Source organism: Haloarcula nitratireducens, assembly GCF_019599505.1.
Genome location: NZ_RKLT01000002.1, coordinates 357,618 through 383,315, shown reverse-complemented (window position 1 = coordinate 383,315; position 25,698 = coordinate 357,618). Strand labels below are relative to the sequence as shown.

The window sequence follows — 25,698 nt, the reverse complement described above, 5'->3', positions numbered from 1 at the left end:
TCCGGCCGCACAGAAAACTCTCTTTGTTCCGGGCGACGTGGCGACGGTCACATGAGCGCGAATCTGCTCGTCGAGGGGGCCGTTATCCTGTTGGCGACGGGGGCGATATGGAAGGGAAGCGACTGGCTGGAGGCGGCGAGCGAGCGGTTGGCGGCGCACTACGGGCTACCGGAAGTGGTTCAGGGAGCGATAATCGTCGCCGTCGGGTCGAGCTTTCCGGAACTCGCGACCGTCGTCGTGGCCGCGCTGGGCGGATCGATGCCGCTCGGCGTCGGCGCGATCGTCGGGTCGGCCATCTTCAACGTCCTCGTCATCCCGGCCGCGGCCGGCATCGCCACCACCGACCACATCGAGTCGAACCGGACGCTCGTTTACAAGGAGGCGCAGTTCTACATGCTCGCCGTCTCGGTGCTGCTCATCACCTTCGCGCTCGCGGTCATCTACTACCCGGGCGAGGCCGCGCTCTCGGGGGCGGTCACGCGACCGCTGGCGCTCATTCCGCTGGCGCTGTACGGTCTCTACGTCTTCATCCAGTATCAGGACACGGCCGACCACGAGGTCGAGGGGAACGAGGCCGGCGACGTGGCCGTCGGCCGACAGTGGCTCTACCTCTTAGCGGGGTTAGCGGTCATCCTCGTCGCCGTCGAGAGCCTCGTTCACTCGGTCGGGGTCATCGGGCAGGCGATCGGGGCCGACGAGTTCCTGCTCGGCGTGACCATCCTCGCCGCCGCGACGAGCCTCCCAGACACGCTCGTCAGCGTCCGCGCCGCCCGCGACAACCGCGGCGTCGCCTCGCTGGCGAACGTCCTCGGGTCGAACACCTTCGACCTGCTCGTCGCGATCCCGATGGGCGTGCTCATCGCCGGCGTGTGGACCGTCGACTTCGCGATGGCGGTCCCGATGTTCGGCGTCCTCACGCTGGCGACGATTCTGCTGTTCACCGCCCTGCGGACGGACCTCGAACTGAGCGGCGCGGAATCGTACGCGCTGCTCGGCGCGTACGTCTTGTTCGTCGCGTGGGTCGTCGCCGAGACGGCCGGTCTCGGCGCCGGGCTCCTGCCCTCGGAGTGACCCAGACTGCGACGAGACGGACCCTCGAATCGGCGGACCGCCGCCAGCTCGCCGCCGACCCACACGTTTTTGACCGTCGTCGTCGTCCGGTAGACCAATGTCGGACGCCTTCGACGCGGCACGGCACGGCGGCGAGTTCGACTTCGCTCACCGACCGGCGACCGACCAGTCCTTCGAGAACGCGCTGGCCAAGGCCCGGAACGGCGAACGCCTGACAGTCGACGACGGCGTCGAACTCATCGCGACCGGAACCGACCGCGCGGGCATCGACAGTCGCCGGAAGGAGCTGGTGCTCGAAGCGGCCGACCGGCGGCGCGCCGAGGTGGTCGGCGACGAGGTGACGTTCGTCGCCAACCTCAACAACAACGTGACGACGGCCTGCAACACGGGCTGTCTGTTCTGTAACTTCAAGGACCGCTCGGAGCAGTTCCGCAGCGACTACCAGGAGGAACACGGCGGTTTCACGAAGACGCCCGAGGAGTCCCGCGAGATCGTCGCCGACGCCGTCGAGCGGGGCATCTACGAGGTCACGTCCGTCTCCGGTCTCCACCCGGCGCTCGCGCTGGACGACGAGCACCTCGAGATACTCGAAGCGAGCGAGCGGGGCGACCTGAACTACCGCCCCGCGAGCGAGTACGACACCGATCCGGGGACCTACGCGGAACAGATCCGCGCGATGAGCGTCGACGGCGTCCACGTCCACTCGATGACGCCCGAGGAGGCCTATCACGCCCGCCGCGGGACGGAGTGGTCCTACGAGGAGGTGTTCGAACGGCTGCGGGACGCCGGCCTCGACAGCGTCCCCGGCACCGCCGCCGAAATCCTCGTCGACGAGGTCAGGGACGTCATCTGCCCGGGCAAGATCGGCAGCGGCGAGTGGGTCGACGCGATGGAAGCGGCCGCGAACGTCGGGCTCGATACGACGGCGACTATCATGTACGGCCACGTCGAGAACGCGAGACACCGCGTCATGCACCTCCGGACAATACGGGAGTTACAGGACCGAACCGGCGCGATCACGGAGTTCGTCCCGCTCTCGTTCGTCCATCAGGAGACGCCGCTGTACGAGCGAGACATGGTCGACGGCGGCGCGAGCACCGACGAAGACGAGCTGATGATCGCCGTCTCGCGGCTCTTCCTCGACAACGTCGACCACATCCAGTCCTCGTGGGTGAAATACGGCGACGAACAGGGGCTGAAGATGCTCAACTGCGGCGCGGACGACTTCATGGGGACCATCCTCTCGGAGGAGATAACGAAGCGCGCCGGCGGCGGCTACGGGGAGTTCCGGTCGATTCGGGAGTACGCCGACATGATAACCGCGCTCGGTCGGACGCCCGTCGAGCGCTCGACGGACTACCGTCAGCGCCGAACGGTCGACGCGGACGCCGACGTCGTGGGACCGACGCTCGGTCCCGAAGCGGACGGGACGCCGCTGTTGGAGTGACGGCGTCGTCACTCCGGGATTTTCTCTCGACGGCAGAACCGAGTCGGCCACCGATTGAACGTGACCGACTCGAAACGGCGTCGTACCCGGGCAAGCTGTCAGAGGCACGACCCGGGTATGTAAAATATTGCGGGCGGGGTCGGTATATACGTACAACCTAGATAGCTAGGTGGCCTACCGCTCACGCGTCGGCCGGGCTCTCGTCCCGGGCGAGTATCGACCGAAATCGCTCGCCGGCCGGGGTATCGGCTTCGACGGCGTCCTCGATCTGGTTCGAGAGCCAGCCGTCGTCGACGAAGCGTTCGTACACCGGCAGGCGCTCGACGAGCGGCACGTCGGCGGCGTCGGCGACCGCCTCTAGCTCTCGGAGTGCGGGCCACTCGTACTCGGGATTGATGTGGTCCACCGTCACCGGCGAGACGCCGCCGAGGTCGTCGATGCCGCAGTCGGTCAACTCGCGGGCCGGCGCGAGGTTGGGCGGCACCTGCACCGAGACGTCGTCGGGGAGGCCCGCGCGGGCCATCGCGGTCACGCGGCGCATCGTCCCTAAGTCGGGCGAACCGCCCTGCCAGCGCTCGTTCTCGGCGACGGGCTGGACGATGACTTCCTGAATGTGCCCGTAGCGTTCGTGCAGTTCGGCGATGGCCAGCAGGCTCTTCGCCCGGTCGGGCCACCCCTCGCCGATGCCGACGAGGATGCCGGTCGTGAAGGGGACGCCGAGTTCGCCCGCGGTTCGGATGGTCGCGAGGCGCTGCCCGGGGTTCTTCGCGCGCGGGCCGCCGTGGGCCTGCACGTCCGCCGTCGTCTCCAGCATCACGCCCATCGAGGCGTTCAGGTCCGCGACCGTCGCCATCTGCTCGCGGGTCTGGTCGCCGGGGTTAGCGTGAGGAAGTAAGCCCTCCTCCAGCGCGATCTCACAGGCCTCGCGCAGGTACTCGTGAATCGTCTCGTGGCCGTACTCGGCCAGTTGATCGTACATCTCGGTGTAGCGATCGTCGGGGTCGTCGCCGAAGGTGAAGAGCGCCTCCGTACAGCCGGCGTCGGCCCCCCGCCGGCACGTCTCGCGGATCTCCCCGGGGGACATCAGGTCGGCCTCCCCCGGCGGGTCGTAGTAGGTGCAGTAGGTGCAGGTGTATCGGCAGGCGGTCGTCAGCGGGACGAACACGTTCCGGCAGTAGGACAGTTCGTCGGCGCTCTCGACGTGCGTCGGTCTCGTCGTCAGCAGACGCTCTACGTCAGCGTCGGCGATGGCAAGGTCGATGTCGTACTCGTCGGCCCCGGGAATCACGTGCGCCGTTCGACGCTCCGCGGTGAAAAGCGTTCACTCGCGCTCGACGCCGACGCGGCCGTCGTCGAACGCCAGTTCGAAGCCCGCGTCGGCGAGCCACTCGCCGGCCGCGCCGTCGCCGTGTAACAGCACCTCCGCGAGGTCCGCCGGTTCGTCGATATCTGTCGCCAGCAGGCGGGAGTCGACTTCCGCGAGGTCGGCTCCGGCCGCCGCGGCGATGCGGCGGTGGTCCCGGATCGACGCGCCGTGGTAGTCGACGCGGAAATCGGGGTGCCGGCAGACGAAGGCGTTCGTCCCGCCGCCCAGTCCCGGCGCGAGCACCACGTCGGCGTCGGGCGCGAACAGGCGCTCGACGGTCTCGGTCGTGATCAGGGGTACGTCCGCCATCACCACCGCCAGCGGTCCATCTGAGAGCAGGTCGTTGACGAGGGCGTCCAGTCCGCGGTCGTCGACCGTCACCGGCGCGTCACAGTCGATGGGCGCCGTCGAGACGACCTCGGGGTCGTAGCCCGCGGCGTCGAGCGCGCGCAGCACGTCGGCCAGCATCGCCTCGGTGAACTCGCGGCGCTCGTCCGGGGAGAGAACGGGGGAGAGTCGCGTCTTCGGGTCCGACCCCGAGACGGGGACGACGACGCGCATTACAGTTTGCTGTAATCGTCGCCCTGGGACTTAGTGTACAGGGCGTAGCCGAGGCCCGCGAGGACGAGGAGCGCGACGATTGCGCCGCCACCCAATAGAAGCGTTCGGGTGTTCTGTTGGCTCTGTTGGGCCTGCTGGGCCGTGCTCTCGGCGTCCTCGGCGAGATTCCGCGCGTTCTCGAAGTTGTCGTTCTCGTAGGAGGAGACCGCGCTCTCGACGAGGTTCTCGGCCTCCTGGTTCCCGCCGGCGCCGTCGATGGCCCGCTGGGCGCTATCGATTGCCTGTCGCGCCTGTCTGCTCTCCTCGGTGTAGTGGTGGGCCGTGCTGTTCTGGAACGTCTCCTCGTTGTTCCCGCTCACGCGCGTGAGTTCGGCGACGGTGTACTGCTGTGGCGGTTCGTAGGTGTAGTTCGTCACTTCGGGGGCCGTCCCGGTGAGTTGCACTCGCACCTCGTCGCCGTTGTTGTCGATGTCCAGCGCCCTGCTGAAGTTCTGGCCGCCGTAGGTCGCCTGGTCGACCTGACTGCCGGCGCGAAGCACCGTCACGGTCCAGCTCACGTCCCGCAGTTCGGTCTGGCCGCGGAGCGTCCACTGGTTCGACGTCCCGGTGAAGGGATCGTCGACGGTGTAGGTGACCGACACCTCGCTGCCGACGGCCGTCTCTTCGGGGACGCCCTCCGCGGAGACGGAGAAGGCGCTCGCGGTGCCGGCGAAGGCGAGGAGACCGACCACGCACAGGAGGACGACGGTGCCCTCAGAAGAGCGGATCGAGTTCATCCTCATCGTCTTCGACCAGGTCCTGTAGGTTTCCGTCGCTCTGTTCGCGGATGTCGTCGATGTTGTCCTGCGCTTCGATGGCGACCTGCTGGAGCTCCTTGATGCGCGGGACGTTGTGAACGCCCGCCAGCAGGATCGAGGCCGCGACCTTCGGGGAGTTGGTCGGGTAGTCCCCGCCGCGGACCTCCATCGACCCCGTCTGCTCCTCCAGCCACTTCCGGCCGCGCTCTATCCCCTTCCGATTGAGGTGGGCCGGCGGCCCGGCCATCACGAGGAGGGCCCGCTCCGCGCCTTCTATCTCGCAGGGGAGCGTCAGCCGACCGAGCGCCGCCTTCCGGACGAGCGACGTGATGCGGTTGGTCGTGTTCGCCGTGTCCAGTCCGTCGTCGCCGCCGTCGTCGCCGGTGAACCGCGAGAGGAGTCCCCCGCCGCCGCCGGACGTGACCTCGACGTCCTCGGAGGCGTACCCGACCGTCGAGACGCCGCCGCCGTCGAGCGTGTTGATGATCTCGGAGGAGTCGACGACGCTCTCGGCGATGTCGTCGCCGGCCTCGACCTCGCCGGCCCCGAACAGCACGCCGAAGCGCCGGACGATCTCCTCGTTGATGTGGTCGTAGCCGCCCTCGACGGACTCGCCGGTCTTGCGCCAGGCGTCGTTGTCGAAGACCATGAGGTTGTCAACCTCGCGGACGAACGTCTGGAACGAGCGGGCGGCGTTCAGCGTGTAGATGCCGCCCTCGTCGCTGCCCGGCAGGACGCCGAGGCCGTAGACGGGTTCGGTGTAGATGCGCTTGAGGTGCTTCGAGATGACCGGCGATCCGCCGGAACCCGTCCCACCGCCGAGACCGGCGACGACGAGGAACGCGTCGACCTCGTGGACGGGGATGTTGTCGATGGCCCCCTGCACCTCGTCGATGTCCTCTTCGGCGATCTCCGCGCCGAGTTCGTTGTCCGCGCCCACGCCGTGGCCCTTGACGCGGGCCTGGCCGATGAGCACTCGATTCTCCTCCGGGATGTGTTCCAGTCCGAGCAGGTCTGCTTTCGCCGTGTTGACCGCCACCGCGGAGCGGACGATTCCCGAGTCCGTGTTCCGGTCGTACTCGAGGAATTTGTCCACGATTTTGCCGCCGGCCTGCCCGAAGCCGATCATCGCGAGTTTCATGATTAGGTCTTCCGCTTAAAAGGGGTAAGTAGGATAGTGCCTATAAGTTTTTTCCCCAAATATCACCGCTGAAAGTCCCACTCAGGAATGAAAATAGCTCGGAAATGCCGAGAACGACCTCTCAGTGCCCGCTCTCGCACTGATACCCGTAAATAGGGTCTGTCGGCTACGATTGGTGGCTGAGCGAGAAAGTAACCGCAGCTGAAAGGTCTCCGGCGCGACCGCTGCGCGCGGGCTATCGGCGCACGCCGAGGTAGTCGCCGAACGTCCGGAACTCGCTCACGTCGTAGCCGAACGCGTCGACGTCGTTGTCCCGCGGCGTGTTGTCGAAATCGAGCCCCTCGTACTGGTCGCTGCCCATCGGGAAGCCGAGGCTCCCCAGCACCGGGAGCCCGACCTTCGCCAACTCCATCGGAAGCGGGACGATAGTGATGGACTCGCCCTCGCTCTCGTAGACGAGTTCCGTCGCCTCCCGGAGCGAGAGGACTTCGGGACCGCCGACCTCGTATGTCTGCCCGACGTGTTCGTCGCTCTCCAGTGAATCGGCGAGTATCGGCGCGAGGTCCTCGACCCAGACGAGCTGGAAGTGCGCCTTCCGGCCGCCGCCGGGCAGGGGGTACAGCGGCACGCCGGGGGCGAAGATCTGCTTGAGCCGCTTGGTGAAGTAGACGAACTCGTCGCCCTCGCCGAAGACGATCGAGGGCCGGAAGATCGTCCAGTCGAGGTCCGAACTCTTGACCGCCTCCTCGGCCTTCCCCTTCGCCCGCAGGTAGTGGGTCGCGCCGTTCGGGTCCGCACCGAGCGCGCTCATCTGGACGTATCGGGAGACGCCGTGTTCCTCGGCGGCCCGCACCGCGTTCTCCGTCCCGCCGAGGTGGACCACCTCGTGCATCTCGTCGCCGCCGTCGGGCTTGAACAGCGGCGTCAGCGCGGGGAGGAAGAAGACGGCGTCCTGCCCCTCGAACGCGCCCTCGATGCTGTCGTAGTCGGTGACGTCCCCCTCTTTTCGAGTGACGCCGGTCGGCAGGTCGGCGTCGTGGGGGTTCCGCGACAGCGCGGTGACCTCGTGGTCTCGGTCGTCGAGTTCTCGACACAGATACTGTCCGACGAAGCCGGTTCCGCCGACGACAAGTACGTCCATACGCGAACCCTCGCCCGGACGCCTCGTAAAAGTACGCCGCAACCAGTTTGGGAGTCCGCGGCGGGCGGCGGTTCTACGGGGGTCCGAGTCGCTTACGTGGCCCCGCGCCGACGCTCGGATATGCTCGTCACGCTCGAAGGACTCGACGGGAGCGGGAAGACCACGGTCTGGGAGCGGCTACGGGCCGACGACGCCCTGCCGACCGACGCGACGTTCACCCGAGAGCCGACCGATAGCTGGTACGGCGAGGCCGTCCAGCGCTCCATCGACGACGCCGACGCCGACTCCGTGGCCGAACTGTTCCTCTACACCGCCGACCACGCCGCTCACCTCGCGGAGACGGTTCGCCCCGGCCTCGACGACGGCGGCCTCGTCGTCTCCGACCGCTACTCCGACTCGCGCTACGCCTATCAGGGCGCGACCCTCGCCGAGACCGACTGGTTCGCGGACCCGCTCGACTACGTCCGCGAGGTCCACGCGCCGTGGACGCGCCCGCCGGACCTGACGCTGTTTCTCGACCTCGACCCCGAGACGGCGGCCCGGCGAAGCGGGGCCACGAACAAGTTCGAGACGGCCGACTACTTAGCGGACGTTCGGGAGAACTACGACCGGCTCCGAGCGGCCGACCCCGAGCGGTTCGTCACGGTCGACGCGACGGCCGATCCGGACGCCGTCTACGAGCGGGTCCGGTCGGCCATCGTCGAGCGTCTCTGAACTCAGTTCATCGAGGTGGGGAGTTCGACGTCGTCCGGCGCGGGCATCCAGATGTAGTCGAAGGTCATTCCCACGGCCAGCGGCACGACGATCGTGAGGAAGACGACGGACCCCGGACCGAGCGTGAGGTCGCCGCCGAACCCGAGCGTCGCCAGCACCATGAACAGGACGAACATGGCGATCGGACACAGCAGTATCGAGTAGAGCAGCCCGCCCCAGCGGGTGTTCATCCGTACCCGGAAGAAGCGTGTCATGAGTGCCGTCACGGCGCTGTTTGCCAGCACGATGACGAGCAAGCCCACGAGTCCCACGACGCTGACCATACGGGCGTTACGACGGCGACGCTCTTTGCGGTGTCGGAACGGCCTCACTCCAGACAGATGTACGTCCGCGTGTCGGCGACCCCCTCCAAGTCCCGCACGCGCGTCGCCACCGACTGCATCACGTCGTACACCTCGGAGCCGCTCGCCTCCGCGATGATGTCGTACTGCCCGGCGACGATGTGCGCCTCGGTGATGCCCTCCGCCTCGCGCACCGCCTCTAGGAGTTCGTCGGACTTGCCCGCCACCGTCTTGACCATGATGAACGCCGTGACCATACTGTGCGATGAGGTACCATGCAACCAAAAAGTTTCCCGCGGTCGGCCCCTCGCTACCGGTCCGCCCGTCGGGATACTTTTATTCATCCCCGTGTCTTACGACTGGACATGCGATTTGTTATCGTGGGTGCAGGCCGCGTCGGCCTCCGAACCGCACGCGTGCTGCAAGAGAGCGGACACCACGTCGTCCTCATCGAACAGGACGAGGGAGCCGTCGAGCGGGCCCAGACCGCCGGCTTCGAGGTCATCGAGGGCGACGGTGCCATCGAGGAGACGCTGTCGCTCGCCGACCTCGACTCGGCCGACGCGGTCGGCGCGCTCACCGGCGACCTGAACGACAACTTCGTCGCCTGCATGATCGGCAAACAGCACGGCTGTCGAACCGTCATGCGTATCGACGAGGACTACCGCGAGGAGATCTACAAGCGCTACGCCGACGACGTGGACGAGGTCATCTACCCCGAACGACTCGGCGCGATCGCCGCGAAGAACGCGCTGTTAGGCGGGAACATCCGCGCCGTCGCGGACGTCGCCCAGAACCTCCAGCTCGTCGAGTTCACCATCACGGACGCCTCGCCGATGAACGGCTACTCCCTCTCGGAACTGGAACTGCCCGCCAACGCCCAACTTCTCGCGCACGGGAAGGGCGAGACCGCGCTGACGATTCCGGACCCGGACGAGACGCTCGAAGAGGGCGACCACGTCGTCGTCCTCGCGGGCTTCGACACCCTCGGCGACGTCCGGAGCATCGTCGCCGGCGAATCCGGCCGCGCGACCGCACTCGGAGGTGCCTGACATGGTCACTGCATACGTTATGGTCAAAGCCCACACCGGAGACGCGGACCGCCTGAAAGACGAGATCGAGGCCATCGACGGCGTCCGGGAGGCCCACATCGTCGCCGGCGACGTCGACCTCATCGCGAAGGTTACCGTCGACACGCCCGCCGAGGTCAAGGACGTCGCCGCGACCCACATCCAGGACATCGAGGGCGTCGAGAGCACGCAGACGTACATCGCCATGGACTAACCGATACCCACCTCTTTCTTCGTTGGGTGGCCTGCGGCCACCACGCCTCGAAAAACGTCCTCAGAAGTCGAAGACTTCTGATGGGCTGCGTTAGAGTCGTCCGAGAGCGCCGTGCGCTCTTTCGGATGACTTCGCTCTAACGAACGTGGGCGAAAAGAGCGCGACGCGTCGCGCTCGCAGTGAAACGGCGGCGAAGCCGCCGTATGCTACTTCTACAGCGGCGTTCCGCCGCGCGTCCCCTCGCTGCCGCCGGTGCTCGCCGAATCCATCAGCTCGGCGACGGTGCCGACGTAGTCGTAGCCGGGGACGATCCCCTCGACGTAGGTGCCCTCGACGTACTCGACGAACGTCTTCGCCACGTCGGCGGCCTGTCGCTCGCCGCCGAGGCTGAACCGGTAGGTGACGACGACCTCTTCGCCGTCGCGCTCGACCGCGTACTCGTCGAGTTCGACGGCGGTTCGCGTCGCCTTGGGCGCGTCTTCGAGGCGGCGCTCCAGCGTATCGAACCAGCCGTCACGGACGGCCGGCCCCACGTCGTCGGCCGTCGCGGCCTGTAACGTCGGCGCTCTGACCGTCACTTGGTAATTCGTCTCCCACGTCTCGCCCTCGCTGGCGGTCACGCGACCGCTGAAACTCGTCGTCTCGATCGCGTAGCCGCCGTCGCTCTCGGCGAACTCCTCGCGGCTATCGAACGCCTCTGCAACGTCCGGTGGAACGTCGGTCATTGGGACGCTATAGCCGTCTGAGCCGGAAAAGCGCGTCGTCTCGCCGAGTCGTCGCCGATTCGCACCGTCACGTCCGCCGTTCCTGATCGACGTCTCGGAGCTCGAAGCGCGCGCCGCCGGCCTCGCTCTCGATCACGTCTACCTCCCAGTCGTACGCGTTCGCTAACTCGCTGACGAACGCCAGCCCCAGCCCGGCACCGCCCCCGTCGGCCGCAGTCGTATAGCCCGCCTGGAACACGGTATCGCGTTCGTCCGGCGGGATGCCCACCCCGTCGTCTTCGACGTAGAATCCGGTCGGGAGTCCGCCCACCCTGACGGTGACGTCTCGACCGCCGTGCTGGAGCGCGTTCTCGAAGAGGTTCCGAAGGAGGTGTCTGAGGTACGTCTCGTCGGCCGCGACCGTGTAGTCGCCGTCGGTCTCGAGGGTCCCGTCGGCCGTGTCGATCTCCTCCCAGACGTCTTGTGCGACCGGCAGGAGCCGGAGCGTAGTCCGGTCGCTGACCGCCTCCTCGCCCCGGGTGAGCACCAGCATGACGTTGATCATGTCCTCGATACGGTCGAACGCCTCGACGACGTACTCGACCGCGTCCGAGTCCGGTTGCGAGGAGAGCTGTTGCGCGTAAATCTGCCCGATGGCGACCGGATTTCTGAGCTCGTGGGCGAGCATGCTGGCGAAGCTCTCCAGTCGTTCGTTCGACTGCTCCAGTTGCCGCTGATACGCCCGGCGGTCGGTGACGTCCTGTGAAAGACCCAGTGCTGCGAAGACCTCACCGTCGTCGTCACGGACCGGATGGAAGTGGAACTGGTACGTCTCGTCGCCGACCGACTCCTCGAACGCGGATATCTCGCCGTCGAGCGCGGCTCGGTAGTGGGGAACGACGACGTCCGCCAGTTCCGCCGGCAGCGCGTCCCGAAGCAGTTCCCCCTCTAACTCCGTTCTCGTCACGCCGGAGTCCCCCTCCGGCGTCCCGCCGAACGTGACGTACCGGAGGTCGCGATTCACCAGCGCGACGGCCCCGTTCGGGAAGTTCTCGACCAGCGTCCGGTACCACGACCGATGCTCTTCGAGTTCCCGCTCGCGTTCCCTCTGCGTCGTGATATCCGAGATGATACCTTCCAGCATCACCAGTTCGCCGCCGTCGTCGTCGAAGACGCCGCGTCCGTGGTTTCTGACCCACCGTCGCTCGCCGTCGACGGTCTCGATCCGGTAGGTGTTGGAGAACGGTTCGCGGTCGGTGACGGCGGTCTGAATCCCCTCCCAGACGGCTTCGCGGTCGGCGTCGACGATGACGTCCTCGCCCCACACGACGTCGCCGCGTTCGACCGCGTCGGGCGCGTAACCCGTGAGATCGCGGCAGGCGTCGCTGACGAACTCCATCGGCCACCCGCGCTCGTTCCGGCACCGATACACCATCCCCGGGACGTTCTCCATGAGTCGCGAGAGCTGTTCCTCCCGCTCTCGAAGCGCCCGCGTCTGCGATTTCCGTTCGGAGATGTCACGGAAGTACACCGATAGGCCAGTCTCGGAGGGATACGCACTGATCTCGTACCACGCGTCGAGCGGCTCGGGATAGTACAACTCGAACACGGTCGGCTCCTGCGTCTCCATCGCGGCGTGGTACTCCGCTTTCAACTTGGAATCGGCCGCCCACTCGAACACCTCCCAGACGTTCTCGCCGACCAGCCCTTCCCCTCGATAGTCGATGAGTGCCTCCGCGCGCTCGTTGACGTACGTGAACCGCCAATCGGTGTCGAGCGCGTAGAAGCCGTCCGAAATCCGGCTGAAGACGTCCCGAAGTTCGGTCGTGAGATGGTCGTGCTTCGCCTCCTCGGGCAGCATCTCCTCGACCGCGCCGAGGGACCGACTCTCCGTCGCGGGTCGCCACCACACTCGCTGTCCTTCTCCGACCGTCTTACTGCGGAGTTCGCCTCGCCCGGCCAGCTCTTCGAGCCGGTTCCGAACCGTGTCGGGGTGACTCCCGAGCTGGTCGGCGACCTCGCCCGCCGTCACTGGCTCCCGAGCCGCACCTGCGGCGTCACAGGCACCGAGTACGTCGTCGGACGTGATCCGGCCGGGACTCATTTCCCTGCTTTCCGCGCGTGAGGGTTAAAAGTCCGTTGCAGGCCCAGACAAGGTGGCAGCCGTCGTGCGACGACATCGAAGCCCGCCGCTCGATCCGTCGTCGGGAAATGCGAGGGATGGGATTCGAACCGAACTCAGACGTGCTCGCTCACTGCTCACGGCTACGCCGTTCGCTTCGCGGTTCTCGCTTCACTCGAACCACCCACTCGCTGCGCGCGACTGATAGGCTTCGAATCGCCATCGGTTAGATTTTCACGACTCTCACGTTCGTTCGAGTCGGAAAATGCGAGGGATGGGATTCGAACCCATGGACCCCTACGGGAGCGGGTCTTAAGCCCACCGCCATTGGCCAGGCTAGGCGACCCTCGCGCACTCGCCTCTCCACGCCGGAGGGGAAAACGGGTTTCGATTACCAGTCGACCGAGAGGGTACCGTCGCCGTGGGGGTCGGGGGCGATCTCCTCGTCGGTTCGGCGGTCGACGACGTGGATGACGCCGCGGTCCTTCTTCGCCGGACAGACCTCGGCGGCTCTGACGTTGTGGTCGAGTTCGTCCTCGCCGAAGAAGTACGTCTCGGGCTTGGCGATGCCGGTGTCGAGGTCCAGCGACCAGTTCTCGGAGACCTCGGCGCACTTGCCCGCGCCGAAGCACTTGTTGGCCTCGAAGATGAGCTTGTAGGGCTTCTCCTCGACGGGCGGGCCGCCCTGTTCGCCGATCTCGCTCGGGTCGACTGGCTCGTCGGCCTCTGTCATGTCACGCGGTTGGTCTCGAACGACCTTTCGACTGTCGATTCCGCGCGGGCGAGCGACTCACCCGCTCCAGCCGCCCGCGACGTCGTCGGTGATGCGGCTTCGCCACGTGCCGAAGGCGGCCTCGCAGTCTGCTTTCTCCTCGATGTGTGCGACGAAGCCGGCTCCCGGCGAGTCCAGCGCGTCGTCACAGAACGGACAGCGGTTCGGGTCGCTCCACGTCTCGGTAGTGGACATATACGACAGTCCCCGTCGGTGATATATAAATTTCGGCTGGTAAGAAGTATATTACTCCCTATGCCATTATATAACGCTAATACAGTTACGAGAGATAGTATCGATCTCGGAATCGAAGCGAGTGAGAGAGAACTACCCTACCGAAATCAGCTTCCGAGGCGCACAGCGGCTCTCTATACGCCCTAATATTCGTATATCGATATTATAATAACTCTCATATACCGCGAGTAGCTCTCATCCGGTAATGGCAACGCACCAGCGAACCGCGGTCGAATCGTACCGATGTCCCGAATGCAGCGACGTACTCGCGATGGCCGACTCGCCCTGTGAGTGCGGATACGTCCCGCGACGGAGCGCCGACTGAGACTCGGTGCAAGAGACGAGCGGGGCTTCGCTCCGCATCACTATCCTCACTCCAGCGTCGTCACGTCGTCGCCGACGGCGATCGTCTTCTCTCGGTCCGCGTCCGGAACGCGAGCGATGAGCATCAGCGTGTAGAAGTGGTCGAAGGCGTCGCGGTCGGCCCACTCGGGGAACGTCTCGCGGCGGCGTTCGACGAACCGTTCGCGGAACTCCGTCGTCGGCTCGCCGGTGTCCGGGTCTCGCTCGGGGACGACACAGCGACCGCAGGGAGTGACGCCCTCGATGCGAACGTCGCCGGCCTCGAACACCGGGGCGGCCTCGCCGACGAACCGATCCTCCCAGAAGGCCTCGACGCCGCCCACCTCGACGTTCGCGCGGAGGCGACGGCGCGCCCCGTCGACGGTCACGCCGGCGAACCACGACGCGACCGTTTCGAGGGTCGCCGTGCTGATGACCGACGGTCCCATCTCCCGCCGGTCGACGTGGCCGAGGGCGGTGTCCCGCGTCAGCGTCGCGTCGAGGCCGAACACCTCGCCGAACCAGTCGGCGGCCCGCTCGCGGCCCGACGCGGTCGCCAGTTCGAACCGCTCGGTGCCGGCGTCCGGGACGCTCGCGTTCAGAGTTCGCGTCTCGGGGTCGTAGGAACTCTCGACGTCGTGGACGCGGTCGGTCCGCTTGCCGTTGACGACGTCGCCGTCGGCGTCTAACAGCGCGAACTCCCGGTCGTGGGCGAGCGTGCCGCCCGGGAGCACGCGGGAGCGTTCCACGTCACGACCGTCCAGTGCCTTCACCGGGTAGACGGTGAGTCGCTCGATGTGTGCCACTGACGGGTCGAAGGCCCGCCGCGATGATAGCCGTTACCCTCGTCGGCGACCCGCCGAGCGCGAACGCGTTCCGGCCGATTATTCTCGCCCGTGCACGCGTTAGCCCGAGAGACCGACGGACCTGTTATCCAGAGAGCGACACAATTACATGGGATTCGAGATTACCGAGGTGCAGACGACTAATGGTCGAGCACACCCGGACCCTGGACTTCAAGATAGCGTTCGCTATCGGTCTCGGGACGATGATCGCGGCGGGGATCTTCTCGCTCTCGGGGACCGCCGTGGCGGCGATCGGTTCCAGCGCCGTCATCGCCTTCGTCATCGCGGCGCTCATCGCCGGCGTGACGGCGGCGGCGTACTCCGAGTTCGCCTCCATCTACTCCGAGAACGGCGGCGGCTACCTGTTCTGTTCGCGGACCTTCGAGGACCGCGACCTGTTGACCTACGCCATCGGGATGTCGCTGTTCCTCGGTTACACCGGGACGACGGCGTTCTACCTGGCGACGATGGACGAGTGGTTCTTCGAGTTCGTCCTCCCCCAGTGGCTCCACTTTCTCCCCCACGGGACGACCGGCGTCCTCGCGGCGCTCCTCTTGGGCGCGCTGAACGCACAGGGGACCGAGGAGAGCGGCGGGTTCCAGCTCGTCGTCACCGGCGCGAAGGTCGCGGTGCTGCTCGCCTTCATCGGCGGCGCGTTCGCGTTCCGCGGCCCCTCGACGGCGGTCGGGAACTTCGCCGCGAACTTCGGCGGCGGCCCCATCGACGTCCTGACTATCTCCGCGCTTGCGTTCATCACGTTCTTCGGCTTCTCGGCGATCGCGGCCAGCGCCGGCGAGATAATCGAACCCCAGAAGACGGTTCCCCGGGCCATCGCGGCGAGCATGGTCACGGTCACGGTGCTGTACGCGCTCGTCATCATCGCGATGGTGAACTCCCCGGTTCCGGCCGAAGTCATCGCCCGGCAGGGCGAGACGGCGATGGGAGAAGTCGCCGCGGGCTTCCTCGGGCCCATCGGTCGGTCGCTCATCGTCGCCGGGGCCATCTTCTCGATGGTGTCGGCCTCGAACGCATCGATCCTCGCGGCCAGCAGCATCGGGTCGCTGATGGGCCGGCAGGGACAGGCCCCCCGTCGCTTCTCTCGCATCCACCAGAAGTACGGGACGCCGTTCTGGAGCGTCGTCACCGCGACGGGCGTCATCGTCGCGCTCATCGTCCTCTTCATCGCGGTGTTCCCGGCGGAGGGCGGCCCGCTGCCGTTCGACCTCACGATATCGCTCCCGCTTCTCGGGTCGCTCGCGCTGACGGACCTCGGTCTCGAAGCGCTGACCGGGTTCGCCACGCTGAACCTCCTCATGCCGCTCGCGGTGGTCAACGTCGCGCTCATCTACTCGCGGCGGAAGCTCCCCGACATCGCGCGCGGGTTCGAGGTCCCCGGCGTCCCGGTCGTCCCCGTCGTCGGCGTGCTGGCGAACATCGGCCTCATCTACAATCTCCCGCGCATCGGCGTCGTGGTCGGTCTCGTACTGACCGCCGCCCTGGTCGTCGCCTACGTCCTCTGGGGCGGCGCGCCCGAGACGGAGGACCTGCTCCGGGAGGTCGTTCCCGAGTCGGAGCCCTCGGCGGCCCCGAACGGCGCGGACGACGCCGAGGGTGACGTGTTCCGCGTGCTCATCCCCGTCGCTCGACCGGACCGCGCGCTCCGATACGTCCGTCTCGCGGGCGCGCTCGCGGCGGTGTCGGACAAGCGACCGCTGATCCACGTCCTCAACGTCACGCAGGTGCCGGACCAGACGCCGTGGGAGACGGTACAGGACACCGCTCGCGGCCGCACCGAGCGCATCCAGAACGAACTCGACAGTTCTGACGTGGGCGTCGACTACACCGTCGAGGGCCACACCTGTCGGGACGTGGCGTTCGACATCGTCCAGACGGCCCGCGACGATAGAGCCGACCTCATCCTGATGGGCTATCCCGAGCGCCACCAGGACGTGACCGAGACGGTCGAACGCGAAGCCCCCTGTGACGTGTTCTTCGCCGACCCCACCGTCTCAGCGGAAGATTTAGACGTCATCAACATCGGCGCCGGCGGCGGCCCGCACCACCAGGCGCTGCTGCCGCTCGTGAACGCGCTCGGACAGCGCGGGAGCGAACTCCACCTCATCAACGTCTCCTCGGGCGAGCCCGGAGCCGCCGAGACCCCCGGCGCGACGCTCGACGCGCTGGAGGGCGTCGAGCGGACGGAGGTCCACAACGTCACCGCCAGTTCCGTCGCCGGCGGCCTCGTCGAGACGGCGGCCGAGAACGGCGGCGTCCTCGTCATCGGCGCGTCCCGGGACCGCTGGCTCCGCCAGGCGCTGTTCGGCAACACGCCCGACGAGGTCCTCGCGCTGGCCGCCGAGATGGACGTTCCGGTGCTGGTCTACGCCAGCGAGACCGGCGTCTCGGACAGAGTGAGCGAACGGCTGTTCCCGGTCGTGCGGTACGTCAGAAAGCGACTGCCGCTCACGGGGTCGAAACAGAGCGGCAGCCTGAACCGAAGCTAGGGCGGCTATTTTCGCGGCGTCTCAGCGGCTGATCTCGACGGATTCGAGGAGGATGTCGGCGGTCGGCGCGTCGTTCATGTCCGTGTCGGCCTCGGCGATGGACTCGACGACGTCCATGCCGTCGACGACTTTCCCGAAGACGGCGTGCTTGCCGTCGAGGTGCGGTTGGGCACCGAGCGTGATGAAGAACTGCGAGCCGTTCGTGTCGGGGCCGCGGTTGGCCATGCTGACGACGCCCGCGCCGTCGTGCGAGAGGTCGTCGTCGAACTCGTCGTCGAAGGTGTAGCCGGGACCGCCGCGGCCGGTCCCCGTCGGGTCGCCCATCTGGACCATGAAGTCGTCGATGATGCGGTGGATCTCGATGTCCGTGTACAGCGGGTCGATGCGCTTCTCGCCGGAGTCGGGGTCCTCCCACGCGCCGGTGCCGGGGCCGACCTCCGCCTCGTCGTAGTCGTCCGCGCCCTCGGCGAGGCCGACGAAGTTCTCGACGGTGTTCGGTACCTCGTCCTCGAACAGTTCGATCTCGATGTCGCCCTCGGTGGTGTGAAGCGTCGCGGTCAGGTCGCTCATACCCGGCCGGACGGAAGCGCGGCAGAAAAGCCTGCCCACTCGTCCGGGAGGGCACGAGCCGACTCTCAGGACAGATGTGAGAGCAGATACTCGCTCACGCGGTCGGGCGCGTCGAACTGCACCCAGTGACTCGCGTCGGGGAGCCGCTCGACCCGGATATCTGACACCCACTCGTCGAGGCCCTCGGTGAGGCGCACGTCGAGCATCCCGTCTCGTTCGCCCCAGACCAGCAGCGTCGGCACCTCGACGGCCGCCTCGCCGAAACCGCCCCGCGTGAGCGTCAACCGCGCGTTTCGGCGGAACAGGGACCGGTAGTAGTTGACGGCCGCCGTCAGCGCGCCGGGCCGGGCGAGCGCGGCCTCGTATCGCTCGATATCCGTCTCCGTGAACGCGTCCGGTCGGGCGGGTTTCTCGCGGAGCATCCGCTCCAGCGCGGCGAAGTCGCCCCGCCGAATCGTCCACTCGGGAACGCGCGGTAACTGGAAGAAGAAGACGTACCACGACTTCGCGACCTGGGCGGGCGAGCGCCGGAGCAACTCCTCGTAGCGCGCCGGGTGGGGCGCGTTCAGTACGGCCAGTCGGTCCACGAGGCCGGGGCGGTCGATAGCGGTCTGCCACGCGACGAGGCCGCCCCAGTCGTGGCCGACGACGCGGGCGCTCTCGCGGTCGAACGCCCGGATGACCCCAGCCACGTCGCTCACCAGTTCGTCGACGTGGTAGGCGTCGACGCCGTCGGGTTTCTCCGAACAGTTGTATCCGCGCATGTCCGGCGCGACGACGCGGTAGCCTGCCTCGACGAGCGCCGGAATCTGGTGGTGCCAGGCGTACCAGAACTCCGGAAACCCGTGGAGGAGAACGACCAACTCGCCGTCTTCGGGTCCCGCGGTGACGACGTGTAACTCGACGCCGTTCGTCTCGACGGTGTCGTGAGACCACAGTTCGCCGTCGGCGGGGACGGCCCACTCGGTGGCGGCCGCGTCGGTCGCTGGCATATCCGCGGTTTCGAACGCGGGACGAAAGACGGTTCCGGGGACCGCTCAGAAGTCCCGCAGCGCTTCGAGCGCCTCGGCCGCGCTGCCGTCCTCGATAGCGCCGCGGGCCTGCTCTAAGCCGTCTTCGATGCTGTCCGCGTCCTCGCGGGCGTAGATTCGGAGGGCGGCGTTGAGCGCGACGGCGTCGGCGAAGCCGTCCGTCCGCTCGCCGGTCAGGACCGCCTCGGTGACGTCGGCGGAGTCGCCGGCCACGTCCTCGACTTCGAGGTCCTCGCTCGTCACGTCCATGCCGTAGTCGCCGGTGCGGATCTCGAAGTCGGCGATGCCCTCGTCGTCCGAATCGCCGCCCTCGACGGGCCACTCGGCGACGACCGTCTCGCCGGGTCGCACGTCGTCGTAGCCCTCCATCCCCTGGAAGAACAGGGCGCGGGAGACGGTGCTGGTCTCGGCGTTGCCGAGCGTGCGGACCATCTTTTTAGCGAAGGGTAGGTGGTAGAAGCTGCCGAGGTGGACGCCGGCGTTAGCCGGGTTGGCGAGCGTCTCGACGGTGTTGACGAACGTGCGGACGCCCATCATCTCGCGGCGTTCGGACAGCTCGTCGATGCCGGGATTGAACCGGGGCTGGTAGTAGAAGCCGAAGCCCACGTCGTCCACCATCTCGGCGCTGTCCCTCGGTTCGAGTTCGGTGCGGACGCCGAGTTCGTCCAGCACGTGCTTGTAGGCGTCCTGTTTCTGCGTCGGGACGCGGTCGCCCGAGTGGACGACGACGGGCGTCCCGGCGGCGGCGGCGACGAGGCCGGCCCCGACGCCGAAGATGGCCGAGCGGCCCTTCCCGTCGTAGTTCGCGCCGCAGTCGACGGGGTCGGCGTCGGGCTCGGCGGTGACGACGGACTCCTCGCGCATCACGTCGACGTACGCGCCCAGTTCCTCGGGGTTGTTGCGCTTCCAGCGGTTGGCGAGCCAGAACGCGCCCAGCGTCGTGTGGTCGGGTTCCCCGGCGAGGATGCGCCGGAAGGCCTCGCGGGCCTGCTCGCGGGTCATGTCGTCGGCGGACTTGTGTCCGGAGCCGACGACTTCCGTCATCAGCCGCTTGAGCGGCCAGTCGCCGTATTCAGGGGTCGTTTGTGCCATACGAGAGGCTTCGATGCGGAGTTTGAAAGCCCCTGTGTTTCCCTCGCATGTTGCGGCACCACTGCCGGCCCGAAAGTGATACCCGTATTCGCTCCTAAGCCCGGCCAATGAGCCTCCCGTCGGGTGACTGGCGCGAGCGCATCGACGACGTGGACGCCGCGCTGGTCGACGGATTCCAGAGCGACTTCCCGGTGCGTGAACGCCCCTTCGAGGTGGTGGGTGAGCAGTTGGGTATCTCGGGCCAGGAGGCCCTCGAACGGGTCGAACGCCTCCGCGAAGAGCGCATCTTCCGCCGGTTCGGCCCGGTGTTGAACCCGCCGGTCGTCGGCTCGTCGACGCTCGCGGCCGTCTCGGCCCCGCCGGAGCGGTTCGACGAGGTGGCCGCCGTCGTCAACGAGTATCGGCAGGTGAACCACAACTACGCCCGCGACCACGAGTGGAACATGTGGTTCGTCGTCACCGCGGGCTCCCGCGACCGACGCGACGAGATCCTCGCCGACATCGAGACCCGCACTGGGTGTGAGGTGCTGGTCTTGCCGATGCTGACGGACTACTACATCGACCTGGAGTTTCCGGTCGTCAACGGCGACAGATTCGCGCGGGAGTCTATCGAGGGGACCGACGCCAGCGCGACCCGGATCAGCGAGGACGCCGCGGCCGACCTCACGGCGCTGGACCGGCGGCTCCTGCTGGCGATTCAGGAGGGGTTTCCGCTCTCGGAGACGCCGTACCGAGACGTCGCGGCGACCATCGACGCGGACGTCGACGACGTGCTCGCCGCCATCCGGAAGCTCCGCGAGACGGGCTGTATCAAGCGCGTCGGTTGCGTCGTCAATCACCTCACGACCGGTTTCGACAACAACTGTATGGTCGTCTGGGACGTCCCGGACGAGCAGCTGGACGACCGCGGTGAGCGGGTCGGCGCGCTGCCGTCCGTCACGCTCTGTTATCACCGACCGCGTCGGCCCGAGCAGAACTGGCCGTACAACCTCTTCACCATGATTCACGGTCGGGACGCCGACGCCGTCGACGAACAGATCGACGAACTGGCGACGGAGTTCCTGCCGTACGACCACGACCGCCTCTATTCGACGGCCACGTTGAAGCAGACGGGCGCGCAGTACGACGACATCGTCGGGGAGTGATCGTCGGCAGTTCAGAAGCATACTACGCGAGCGAAGCGAGCCTAGTTTCTCCGGTTCGAGGCCGACGGCCGACGAACCGGCCTTTTTCATCGACGTTTTTCGAGGAGGGAACCCGACGAAGAAAAAGGTCGGCGCGCAGTACGACGACATCGTCGGGGAGTGATCGTCGGCAGTTCAGTAGTCCCGGTTCGGGACCGGAGCTCGGAACTGTAGATTAGATGACTGGTAGCGGAACGCTTTTGCCATCGTTTGACACACCGATAGGTGGATAGATGACAACCGGTGGGGAAGACACGATTCTCGTCGTCGACGACGAGGCCGACGTCGCCGACGCGTACGCCGCACAGCTCCGCGAGCGATACGCCGTCGAGACGGCGTATAGCGGTGAATCAGCGCTCGACGTTCTCGACGAGTCGATCGACGTGGTGTTGCTCGACCGACGGATGCCGGGAATGTCCGGTGACGAGGTGCTGTCGACCATCCGCGAGCGGGGGTTCGGAGCGCGGGTGGCGATGGTAACGGCGGTCGAACCGGGCTTCGACATCGTCGAGATGCCCTTCGACGACTACGTCGTCAAACCGGTCTCGCGGGGCGCGTTGCTCGAGACGATAGAGCACCTCGGGCGGTGCGCCACCTACGAGGAGCGGATACGAGAGTACTACGCGCTGACGGGGAAACGCGCGGCGCTGGTGGCGAACAAGCCGCGGGCCGAACTCGCCGCGAGCGAGGAGTTCCAGTCCCTCGAACGGGAGATCGACGCCGTCCGGGAGACCCTCGACGAGATCACCGCGGGGTTCGACGAGACCGACTTCGAAGCCGTGTTCCGCGACCTGAACCGGGCGTCGGCGGCGACGGAGTGAACCGGACGAGCGCACCCGGACGGCGAAACCCCGGGTTTCGAAAGCCCTAACCCGGTCTCTCCCATAACCGTGTTCAATGAGCCAGCAACTGCCGGACGTGCAGGCGTCGAGTCCGGATGTGACCGTGGGTCTCAACCGCGTCGGCGTGACGGGCGTCGAGAAACTCGTCAAGCTCGGTCGGCGCGACCGCGACCCGATCGTCCTGATGGCCGAGTTCGAGGTGTTCGTCGACCTCCCGTCCTGGCGGAAGGGCGCGGACATGTCCCGCAACATGGAAGTCATCGACGAGACGTTGGAGACCGCGGTCTCCGAACAGGCCTACCGCGTCGAGGACGTCTGCGGTGACGCCGCCGACCTCCTCCTGGAGAAACACGACTACACGACGAAGGCCGAAGTCCGGATGGAAGCCGAGTACGTCACCCACGAGAAGACCCCCGAGAGCGGGATGGCCACCCAGTCGACGGCTGACATCATCGCCTCGGCGACGGCCACCGAGGAGGGCACCAGCGAGGAGATCGGTGCCCGCGTCACCGGGATGACGGTGTGTCCCTGTTCGCAGGGGATGTCGGCGGCCCGCGCCCGCGAGACGCTCCGCGGTATGAACGTCGAGGACGAGGTCATCGACGAGTTCCTGGAGACGATGCCCCAGGCCGGTCACTCCCAGCGCGGCCACGCCACGCTGACCGTCCAGAGCGACGGCGCGCCCGAGGTCGACCTCAACGAACTCATCGAGGTGGCCCGCGACTCGATGAGCGCCCGCATCTACAACCTCGCAAAGCGGCCCGACGAGGACCACATGACCTACGAGGCACACAAGAACGCGAAGTTCGTCGAGGACTGCGTCAGAGCGCTCGCCGAGGGCGTCGTCGAGCACTTCCCCGACCTCTCCGACGACGCGATCGTCACGATGAAACAGTCAAACGACGAGTCGATTCACCAGCATAACGCCCACGCCGAGCGGGTGGCGGAACTGGGTGACCTCCGCAGCGAACTCGAGACGGCCTGAGAGCGATCGAAGACGAGTCCACGAGGGGCAAGCGAGAGCGTTTCAGGGTGGATTGATCGTCTGGGCCTCGGCCCAGTGGTCGGCGAAGGCCTCGCTGATGTCGGCGGTGAACTCCGGGTCCTTGAGGTCGATGACGCCGAACATCTCGTCGCGGCCGAGCGGGTGTGGCACTTCGATGCACACCTCGACGTCGTCGATGAGTTCGAACGTCGTCGTCACGTTGGGGCTGGCGCGAGCGCTGTAGTTCTCGTGGGGGCTGAGCCGCTCGTAGTACTCCCGGTTGACCTCCCGCGGGAGGGTTTTGAACAGGTCCGGGCGGACCAGCAGCGACACCTCGACGCCGCGTTCCAGCGCCGATTCGAGTTCGTCGACGATGCGTTCGGTCGCCTCGACGATGTCGACCTGTCTGGCCGGAATCGAACCGACCATGACGATGCGGGAGTCGGCGGCCGCCAGCCGCTCTAAGAGGAGGTCGAGCGTTTCGTCCTGCCCGACGGCGGCCGTCCAGAACGGTTCGTCCACCGGGTCGGCCGTCTCCAGTTGTTTCGAGAGGTCCTCGACGATGCCCTCGTACTGGTTCGCTTTCTCCGCGAGCTCCTGTTTCTTGTCGTCTAGCAGCCGGTCCAGCGCGGTGTCTGGTTCGACGGCGACGTACTTCTTGGGCCGGCTCGCCGTCTGACTCCGCACGAGGTTGTAGGTCTCTAAACTGTTCAACACGTCGTAGATGCGCCCCATCGGAACGTCGCTCGCTCTCGAGAGGTCCTTCGCCGTCGTCGGTCCCGTCTCTAGGAGGGACCGGTACGCTCTGGCCTCGTACTCGGAGAGGCCGAGATCTCTCAGACTCGCCATGTTCTCTAATATTCTCCAGGGGGTATAAACTCAGCGAAGGTTTACCGTTTCTCCCCGTTGCTCGCGGTTCATCGTTCGGGCGGTTGGTCGCCGCTCAGTCGCCACGCGGTCACCGATCGGTCAATCACCGGTCAGCGCCGCTTCGAGATCGGCGGGCGTGGACGCCTCGGCCGTGACGGTCTCGCCCTCGTATCGGCGGGCACTCCCGTCGCCGTCGGGGTCGGGGACGACCGTCGTCTCGTGGTCGGCCAGCCGGAGCGCCGCCCGGTGGAGGTCGGTGCCGGCCTCGGTGCCGACGACCAGCCGTTGGGGGTCGAGCAGTCGGGCCGCGACGCCGGCGTAGCCGGCCACCTCGACGCCCATCCGCTCGGCCGCTCCGGCGAACGATTCGACGGCCTCGGTCGCCACCTCGCGGTAGCGGTCCTCGCCGGTGAGCGCCGCGAGGTCGACGAGCGCGTCGGCCAGTTCCACCGTGGCGTCGAGCGGGTGGAGCGAGCGTCCACAGAGCCCCGCGCCCGTGTCCGGGCCGTCGCGGAACGCACCCGTCTCCTGCTGGCGGTTCTCGATAGTCCAGTCGGCGACGGCCTCGGCCGGGCCGCCCTCGCCGAGGACCTGCCAGCTCGCGGTCAGTCCCTGCAGCAACTGCGCCTGGTCCGACAGGAGGCCGGCGTCGCTGTCGTCGCCGGCGTAGTGAGCCACCTCGCCGTCGGCGACGAGCGTCTCGCAGACGTTGTCGCGCGCTCGACTCGCGTAGCGTCGGGCGCGGTCGTCGTCCGTGTAGGCGTGGAACCACAGCAGCCCGTCGATAGCCAGCCCGTTCCGGTCGGCGAACACCGTCTCGTCGACGTGCGGGGCCTCGCGGGCCTCCCGCTCGCTCGCGCCGAGTTGGTAGTAGTCGTCGTCGCCGGCCTGACTGGCCGCGAAGGCCTCGCCCGTCCAGAGATCGGTCGTCAGGTACTCGACGGTCCGCCGGGCGGCGTCGCGGTAGGCGTCGGTGCCGGTGTAGCGGTAGCCGTGGGCGAACGCCCGCACGAGCGCCGCGTTCTCGTCGGCGAGCTTCTCCCGGCGCGGGTTCGACCAGTCCCGGCCGGTCCCGTAGCGGAAGAAGCCGCCATCGTAGGTATCGAGGAGGTGCGTGCGGACGGCTTCGAGCGTGCGCGTCGCCTGATCGCGGGCGCGTACCAGCGCGAACTCGACGGTTCGCGGGAGCGGGAACTTCACGTCGGTTCCCCAGCCGCCGTACTCCTCGTCGAACGCGCCGAGCAACTGCTCGATCATGTGCTCCTCGATTCGCGGGCGCAGCTCCCCGGCCGGCGGCGCTTCGTCGCGTAACTGCCGCGGGATCGACCCGGCCGCGGCCCCCTTCGCGTCCCAGGATTCGCGGACGCTGTCGAGGATACCCCGGAACCCCTCGGGACCGAGGAACGTCGCGCCGGTGATGACCTCGCCCTCGGGGGTGAGAAACACCGTCGATGGGAAGCCGCCCATCGTGTAGCGTTCGCGCACGCGGGGGTTCCGGTCGGCATCGACGCGGACCGGGACGAACCCGTCGTTGACGTTCGCCGCGATGCGCGGCTCGCCGAACACGCCGCGGTCCATCGCCCGGCACTCGGGGCTCCAGGGCACCGTCAGCGACAGCAGGACCGGCTTGCCGCTGTCGGCGGCGCGTTCGAACGCCGCCGGCCCCCACTCGCGCCACTCGACTTTCGTCTCCGCCGCGAACTCGTCCATACGCCGTCTCGGTGATGGCCGTACAAAG

26 protein-coding genes and 1 tRNA gene are annotated in these 25,698 nt (G+C 67.2%); 9 read left to right on the top strand and 18 right to left on the bottom strand.

The annotated features are described in order from the left end of the window. The first annotated feature begins 51 nt into the window (after positions 1 to 51). Positions 52 to 1,071, top strand: coding sequence for a sodium:calcium antiporter (locus tag EGH23_RS08675; RefSeq protein WP_220579602.1), 1,020 nt, complete (start codon positions 52 to 54; stop codon positions 1,069 to 1,071). 97 nt (positions 1,072 to 1,168) lie between these two features. After that, positions 1,169 to 2,518 carry a 7,8-didemethyl-8-hydroxy-5-deazariboflavin synthase subunit CofH gene (cofH, locus tag EGH23_RS08670; protein ID WP_220579601.1) on the top strand — a complete coding sequence of 450 codons (1,350 nt, stop codon included), beginning with the start codon at positions 1,169 to 1,171 and terminating at the stop codon, positions 2,516 to 2,518. Between the two features lie 181 nt (positions 2,519 to 2,699). On the opposite strand, the gene cofG is transcribed toward cofH, so the two are convergent. The 5 genes from cofG to EGH23_RS08645 all read right to left on the bottom strand — a co-directional run bounded on the left by cofG (position 2,700) and on the right by EGH23_RS08645 (position 7,524). Beyond that, a complete protein-coding gene (gene cofG, locus EGH23_RS08665; protein ID WP_220579600.1) occupies positions 2,700 to 3,806 on the bottom strand; it encodes a 7,8-didemethyl-8-hydroxy-5-deazariboflavin synthase subunit CofG in 1,107 nt (368 codons plus the stop codon). Positions 3,807 to 3,839: 33 nt separating this feature from the next. Beyond that, positions 3,840 to 4,445 carry a 2-phospho-L-lactate guanylyltransferase gene (gene cofC / locus EGH23_RS08660; RefSeq protein WP_220579599.1) on the bottom strand — a complete coding sequence of 202 codons (606 nt, stop codon included), beginning with the start codon at positions 4,443 to 4,445 and terminating at the stop codon, positions 3,840 to 3,842. Beyond that, the gene (locus EGH23_RS08655) at positions 4,445 to 5,221 is read right to left on the bottom strand and encodes a hypothetical protein (RefSeq protein WP_220579598.1); all 777 of its coding nucleotides are present in this window, start codon (positions 5,219 to 5,221) and stop codon (positions 4,445 to 4,447) included. The genes cofC and EGH23_RS08655 overlap by 1 nt, the downstream gene beginning before the upstream one ends. Continuing rightward, complete coding sequence (locus EGH23_RS08650; RefSeq protein WP_220579597.1) at positions 5,199 to 6,383, bottom strand: tubulin/FtsZ family protein; 1,185 nt, start codon at positions 6,381 to 6,383, stop codon at positions 5,199 to 5,201. Before EGH23_RS08650 ends, EGH23_RS08655 begins: the two co-directional genes overlap by 23 nt. 235 nt (positions 6,384 to 6,618) lie before the next feature. Beyond that, positions 6,619 to 7,524 carry a complex I NDUFA9 subunit family protein gene (locus EGH23_RS08645; RefSeq protein ID WP_220579596.1) on the bottom strand — a complete coding sequence of 302 codons (906 nt, stop codon included), beginning with the start codon at positions 7,522 to 7,524 and terminating at the stop codon, positions 6,619 to 6,621. A 120-nt stretch (positions 7,525 to 7,644) separates the two neighbouring features. On the opposite strand from EGH23_RS08645, the gene tmk reads away from it, so the two are divergent. Continuing rightward, positions 7,645 to 8,238, top strand: a complete 594-nt coding sequence (gene tmk, locus EGH23_RS08640) for a dTMP kinase (protein ID WP_220579595.1) — start codon at positions 7,645 to 7,647, stop codon at positions 8,236 to 8,238. A 2-nt stretch (positions 8,239 to 8,240) separates the two neighbouring features. Here the strand turns inward: tmk and EGH23_RS08635 are convergent, their stop codons facing one another. After that, positions 8,241 to 8,561, bottom strand: a complete 321-nt coding sequence (locus EGH23_RS08635; protein WP_220579594.1) for a DUF7991 family protein — start codon at positions 8,559 to 8,561, stop codon at positions 8,241 to 8,243. Between the two features lie 44 nt (positions 8,562 to 8,605). Beyond that, on the bottom strand, positions 8,606 to 8,836 hold the full coding sequence (locus tag EGH23_RS08630) for an Lrp/AsnC family transcriptional regulator (RefSeq protein ID WP_220579593.1): 231 nt from the start codon (positions 8,834 to 8,836) through the stop codon (positions 8,606 to 8,608). A 108-nt stretch (positions 8,837 to 8,944) separates the two neighbouring features. Here EGH23_RS08630 and EGH23_RS08625 point away from each other — a divergent pair, with 108 nt between their 5' ends. Together EGH23_RS08625 and EGH23_RS08620 are read left to right on the top strand one after the other, a co-directional pair. Continuing rightward, positions 8,945 to 9,631, top strand: coding sequence for a potassium channel family protein (locus tag EGH23_RS08625; protein ID WP_220579592.1), 687 nt, complete (start codon positions 8,945 to 8,947; stop codon positions 9,629 to 9,631). A gap of 1 nt (position 9,632) precedes the next feature. Then, the gene (locus EGH23_RS08620; protein ID WP_220579591.1) at positions 9,633 to 9,863 is read left to right on the top strand and encodes an Lrp/AsnC family transcriptional regulator; all 231 of its coding nucleotides are present in this window, start codon (positions 9,633 to 9,635) and stop codon (positions 9,861 to 9,863) included. Between the two features lie 212 nt (positions 9,864 to 10,075). Here the strand turns inward: EGH23_RS08620 and EGH23_RS08615 are convergent, their stop codons facing one another. From EGH23_RS08615 to EGH23_RS08590, 6 genes are all read right to left on the bottom strand, one after another. Then, positions 10,076 to 10,588 carry a DUF5813 family protein gene (locus EGH23_RS08615; RefSeq protein WP_220579590.1) on the bottom strand — a complete coding sequence of 171 codons (513 nt, stop codon included), beginning with the start codon at positions 10,586 to 10,588 and terminating at the stop codon, positions 10,076 to 10,078. Positions 10,589 to 10,655: 67 nt separating this feature from the next. After that, entirely contained in the window at positions 10,656 to 12,671 is a 2,016-nt protein-coding gene (locus EGH23_RS08610) for a PAS domain-containing protein (protein WP_220579589.1), read from the bottom strand. A 284-nt stretch (positions 12,672 to 12,955) separates the two neighbouring features. After that, positions 12,956 to 13,040, bottom strand: a tRNA-Leu gene (locus EGH23_RS08605). Positions 13,041 to 13,080: 40 nt separating this feature from the next. Continuing rightward, positions 13,081 to 13,422, bottom strand: coding sequence for a ferredoxin (locus tag EGH23_RS08600; protein ID WP_162317752.1), 342 nt, complete (start codon positions 13,420 to 13,422; stop codon positions 13,081 to 13,083). Between the two features lie 57 nt (positions 13,423 to 13,479). Further along, a complete protein-coding gene (locus EGH23_RS08595) occupies positions 13,480 to 13,656 on the bottom strand; it encodes a DUF7501 family protein (RefSeq protein ID WP_164509637.1) in 177 nt (58 codons plus the stop codon). A gap of 410 nt (positions 13,657 to 14,066) precedes the next feature. Next, positions 14,067 to 14,843: an MOSC domain-containing protein gene (locus tag EGH23_RS08590; protein WP_220579588.1), complete on the bottom strand. Its 777-nt coding sequence runs from the start codon at positions 14,841 to 14,843 to the stop codon at positions 14,067 to 14,069. Positions 14,844 to 15,025: 182 nt separating this feature from the next. Here EGH23_RS08590 and EGH23_RS08585 point away from each other — a divergent pair, with 182 nt between their 5' ends. After that, positions 15,026 to 17,386, top strand: a complete 2,361-nt coding sequence (locus EGH23_RS08585) for an amino acid permease (protein ID WP_220579587.1) — start codon at positions 15,026 to 15,028, stop codon at positions 17,384 to 17,386. A 21-nt stretch (positions 17,387 to 17,407) separates the two neighbouring features. On the opposite strand, the gene EGH23_RS08580 is transcribed toward EGH23_RS08585, so the two are convergent. The 3 genes from EGH23_RS08580 to EGH23_RS08570 form a co-directional block, all read right to left on the bottom strand. After that, entirely contained in the window at positions 17,408 to 17,956 is a 549-nt protein-coding gene (locus EGH23_RS08580) for a peptidylprolyl isomerase (protein ID WP_220579586.1), read from the bottom strand. 65 nt (positions 17,957 to 18,021) lie between these two features. After that, a complete protein-coding gene (locus EGH23_RS08575) occupies positions 18,022 to 18,948 on the bottom strand; it encodes an alpha/beta fold hydrolase (protein ID WP_220579585.1) in 927 nt (308 codons plus the stop codon). A gap of 45 nt (positions 18,949 to 18,993) precedes the next feature. Beyond that, entirely contained in the window at positions 18,994 to 20,079 is a 1,086-nt protein-coding gene (locus EGH23_RS08570; protein WP_220579584.1) for an anthranilate phosphoribosyltransferase, read from the bottom strand. A 107-nt stretch (positions 20,080 to 20,186) separates the two neighbouring features. On the opposite strand from EGH23_RS08570, the gene ahbB reads away from it, so the two are divergent. The 3 genes from ahbB to mptA all read left to right on the top strand — a co-directional run bounded on the left by ahbB (position 20,187) and on the right by mptA (position 23,090). After that, positions 20,187 to 21,224 carry a siroheme decarboxylase subunit beta gene (gene ahbB, locus EGH23_RS08565; RefSeq protein ID WP_220579583.1) on the top strand — a complete coding sequence of 346 codons (1,038 nt, stop codon included), beginning with the start codon at positions 20,187 to 20,189 and terminating at the stop codon, positions 21,222 to 21,224. Positions 21,225 to 21,496: 272 nt separating this feature from the next. Further along, positions 21,497 to 22,084 (top strand): HalX domain-containing protein, encoded by a 588-nt coding sequence (locus EGH23_RS08560; protein ID WP_220579582.1) that lies wholly within the window; start codon positions 21,497 to 21,499, stop codon positions 22,082 to 22,084. Between the two features lie 76 nt (positions 22,085 to 22,160). Continuing rightward, positions 22,161 to 23,090, top strand: a complete 930-nt coding sequence (gene mptA, locus EGH23_RS08555) for a GTP cyclohydrolase MptA (RefSeq protein ID WP_220579581.1) — start codon at positions 22,161 to 22,163, stop codon at positions 23,088 to 23,090. A 42-nt stretch (positions 23,091 to 23,132) separates the two neighbouring features. Here mptA and EGH23_RS08550 read toward each other — a convergent pair whose 3' ends face one another. Together EGH23_RS08550 and EGH23_RS08545 are read right to left on the bottom strand one after the other, a co-directional pair. Beyond that, a complete protein-coding gene (locus EGH23_RS08550) occupies positions 23,133 to 23,939 on the bottom strand; it encodes a TrmB family transcriptional regulator (RefSeq protein ID WP_220579580.1) in 807 nt (268 codons plus the stop codon). Between the two features lie 120 nt (positions 23,940 to 24,059). Beyond that, positions 24,060 to 25,670, bottom strand: a complete 1,611-nt coding sequence (locus EGH23_RS08545) for a DUF255 domain-containing protein (protein WP_220579579.1) — start codon at positions 25,668 to 25,670, stop codon at positions 24,060 to 24,062. Positions 25,671 to 25,698 lie beyond the last annotated feature (28 nt).

Bases quoted from the DNA above. Each gene is read 5' to 3' on its own strand.
- EGH23_RS08675 (WP_220579602.1), top strand. From the start codon at position 52: ATGAGCGCGAATCTGCTCGTCGAGGGGGCCGTTATCCTGTTGGCGACG.
- cofH (WP_220579601.1), top strand. From the start codon at position 1,169: ATGTCGGACGCCTTCGACGCGGCACGGCACGGCGGCGAGTTCGACTTC.
- cofC (WP_220579599.1), bottom strand. From the start codon at position 4,445: ATGCGCGTCGTCGTCCCCGTCTCGGGGTCGGACCCGAAGACGCGACTC.
- EGH23_RS08655 (WP_220579598.1), bottom strand. From the start codon at position 5,221: ATGAACTCGATCCGCTCTTCTGAGGGCACCGTCGTCCTCCTGTGCGTG.
- EGH23_RS08650 (WP_220579597.1), bottom strand. From the start codon at position 6,383: ATGAAACTCGCGATGATCGGCTTCGGGCAGGCCGGCGGCAAAATCGTG.
- EGH23_RS08645 (WP_220579596.1), bottom strand. From the start codon at position 7,524: ATGGACGTACTTGTCGTCGGCGGAACCGGCTTCGTCGGACAGTATCTG.
- tmk (WP_220579595.1), top strand. From the start codon at position 7,645: ATGCTCGTCACGCTCGAAGGACTCGACGGGAGCGGGAAGACCACGGTC.
- EGH23_RS08635 (WP_220579594.1), bottom strand. From the start codon at position 8,561: ATGGTCAGCGTCGTGGGACTCGTGGGCTTGCTCGTCATCGTGCTGGCA.
- EGH23_RS08630 (WP_220579593.1), bottom strand. From the start codon at position 8,836: ATGGTCACGGCGTTCATCATGGTCAAGACGGTGGCGGGCAAGTCCGAC.
- EGH23_RS08625 (WP_220579592.1), top strand. From the start codon at position 8,945: ATGCGATTTGTTATCGTGGGTGCAGGCCGCGTCGGCCTCCGAACCGCA.
- EGH23_RS08620 (WP_220579591.1), top strand. From the start codon at position 9,633: ATGGTCACTGCATACGTTATGGTCAAAGCCCACACCGGAGACGCGGAC.
- EGH23_RS08615 (WP_220579590.1), bottom strand. From the start codon at position 10,588: ATGACCGACGTTCCACCGGACGTTGCAGAGGCGTTCGATAGCCGCGAG.
- EGH23_RS08610 (WP_220579589.1), bottom strand. From the start codon at position 12,671: ATGAGTCCCGGCCGGATCACGTCCGACGACGTACTCGGTGCCTGTGAC.
- EGH23_RS08600 (WP_162317752.1), bottom strand. From the start codon at position 13,422: ATGACAGAGGCCGACGAGCCAGTCGACCCGAGCGAGATCGGCGAACAG.
- EGH23_RS08595 (WP_164509637.1), bottom strand. From the start codon at position 13,656: ATGTCCACTACCGAGACGTGGAGCGACCCGAACCGCTGTCCGTTCTGT.
- EGH23_RS08585 (WP_220579587.1), top strand. From the start codon at position 15,026: ATGGTCGAGCACACCCGGACCCTGGACTTCAAGATAGCGTTCGCTATC.
- EGH23_RS08580 (WP_220579586.1), bottom strand. From the start codon at position 17,956: ATGAGCGACCTGACCGCGACGCTTCACACCACCGAGGGCGACATCGAG.
- EGH23_RS08575 (WP_220579585.1), bottom strand. From the start codon at position 18,948: ATGCCAGCGACCGACGCGGCCGCCACCGAGTGGGCCGTCCCCGCCGAC.
- EGH23_RS08570 (WP_220579584.1), bottom strand. From the start codon at position 20,079: ATGGCACAAACGACCCCTGAATACGGCGACTGGCCGCTCAAGCGGCTG.
- ahbB (WP_220579583.1), top strand. From the start codon at position 20,187: ATGAGCCTCCCGTCGGGTGACTGGCGCGAGCGCATCGACGACGTGGAC.
- EGH23_RS08560 (WP_220579582.1), top strand. From the start codon at position 21,497: ATGACAACCGGTGGGGAAGACACGATTCTCGTCGTCGACGACGAGGCC.
- mptA (WP_220579581.1), top strand. From the start codon at position 22,161: ATGAGCCAGCAACTGCCGGACGTGCAGGCGTCGAGTCCGGATGTGACC.
- EGH23_RS08550 (WP_220579580.1), bottom strand. From the start codon at position 23,939: ATGGCGAGTCTGAGAGATCTCGGCCTCTCCGAGTACGAGGCCAGAGCG.
- EGH23_RS08545 (WP_220579579.1), bottom strand. From the start codon at position 25,670: ATGGACGAGTTCGCGGCGGAGACGAAAGTCGAGTGGCGCGAGTGGGGG.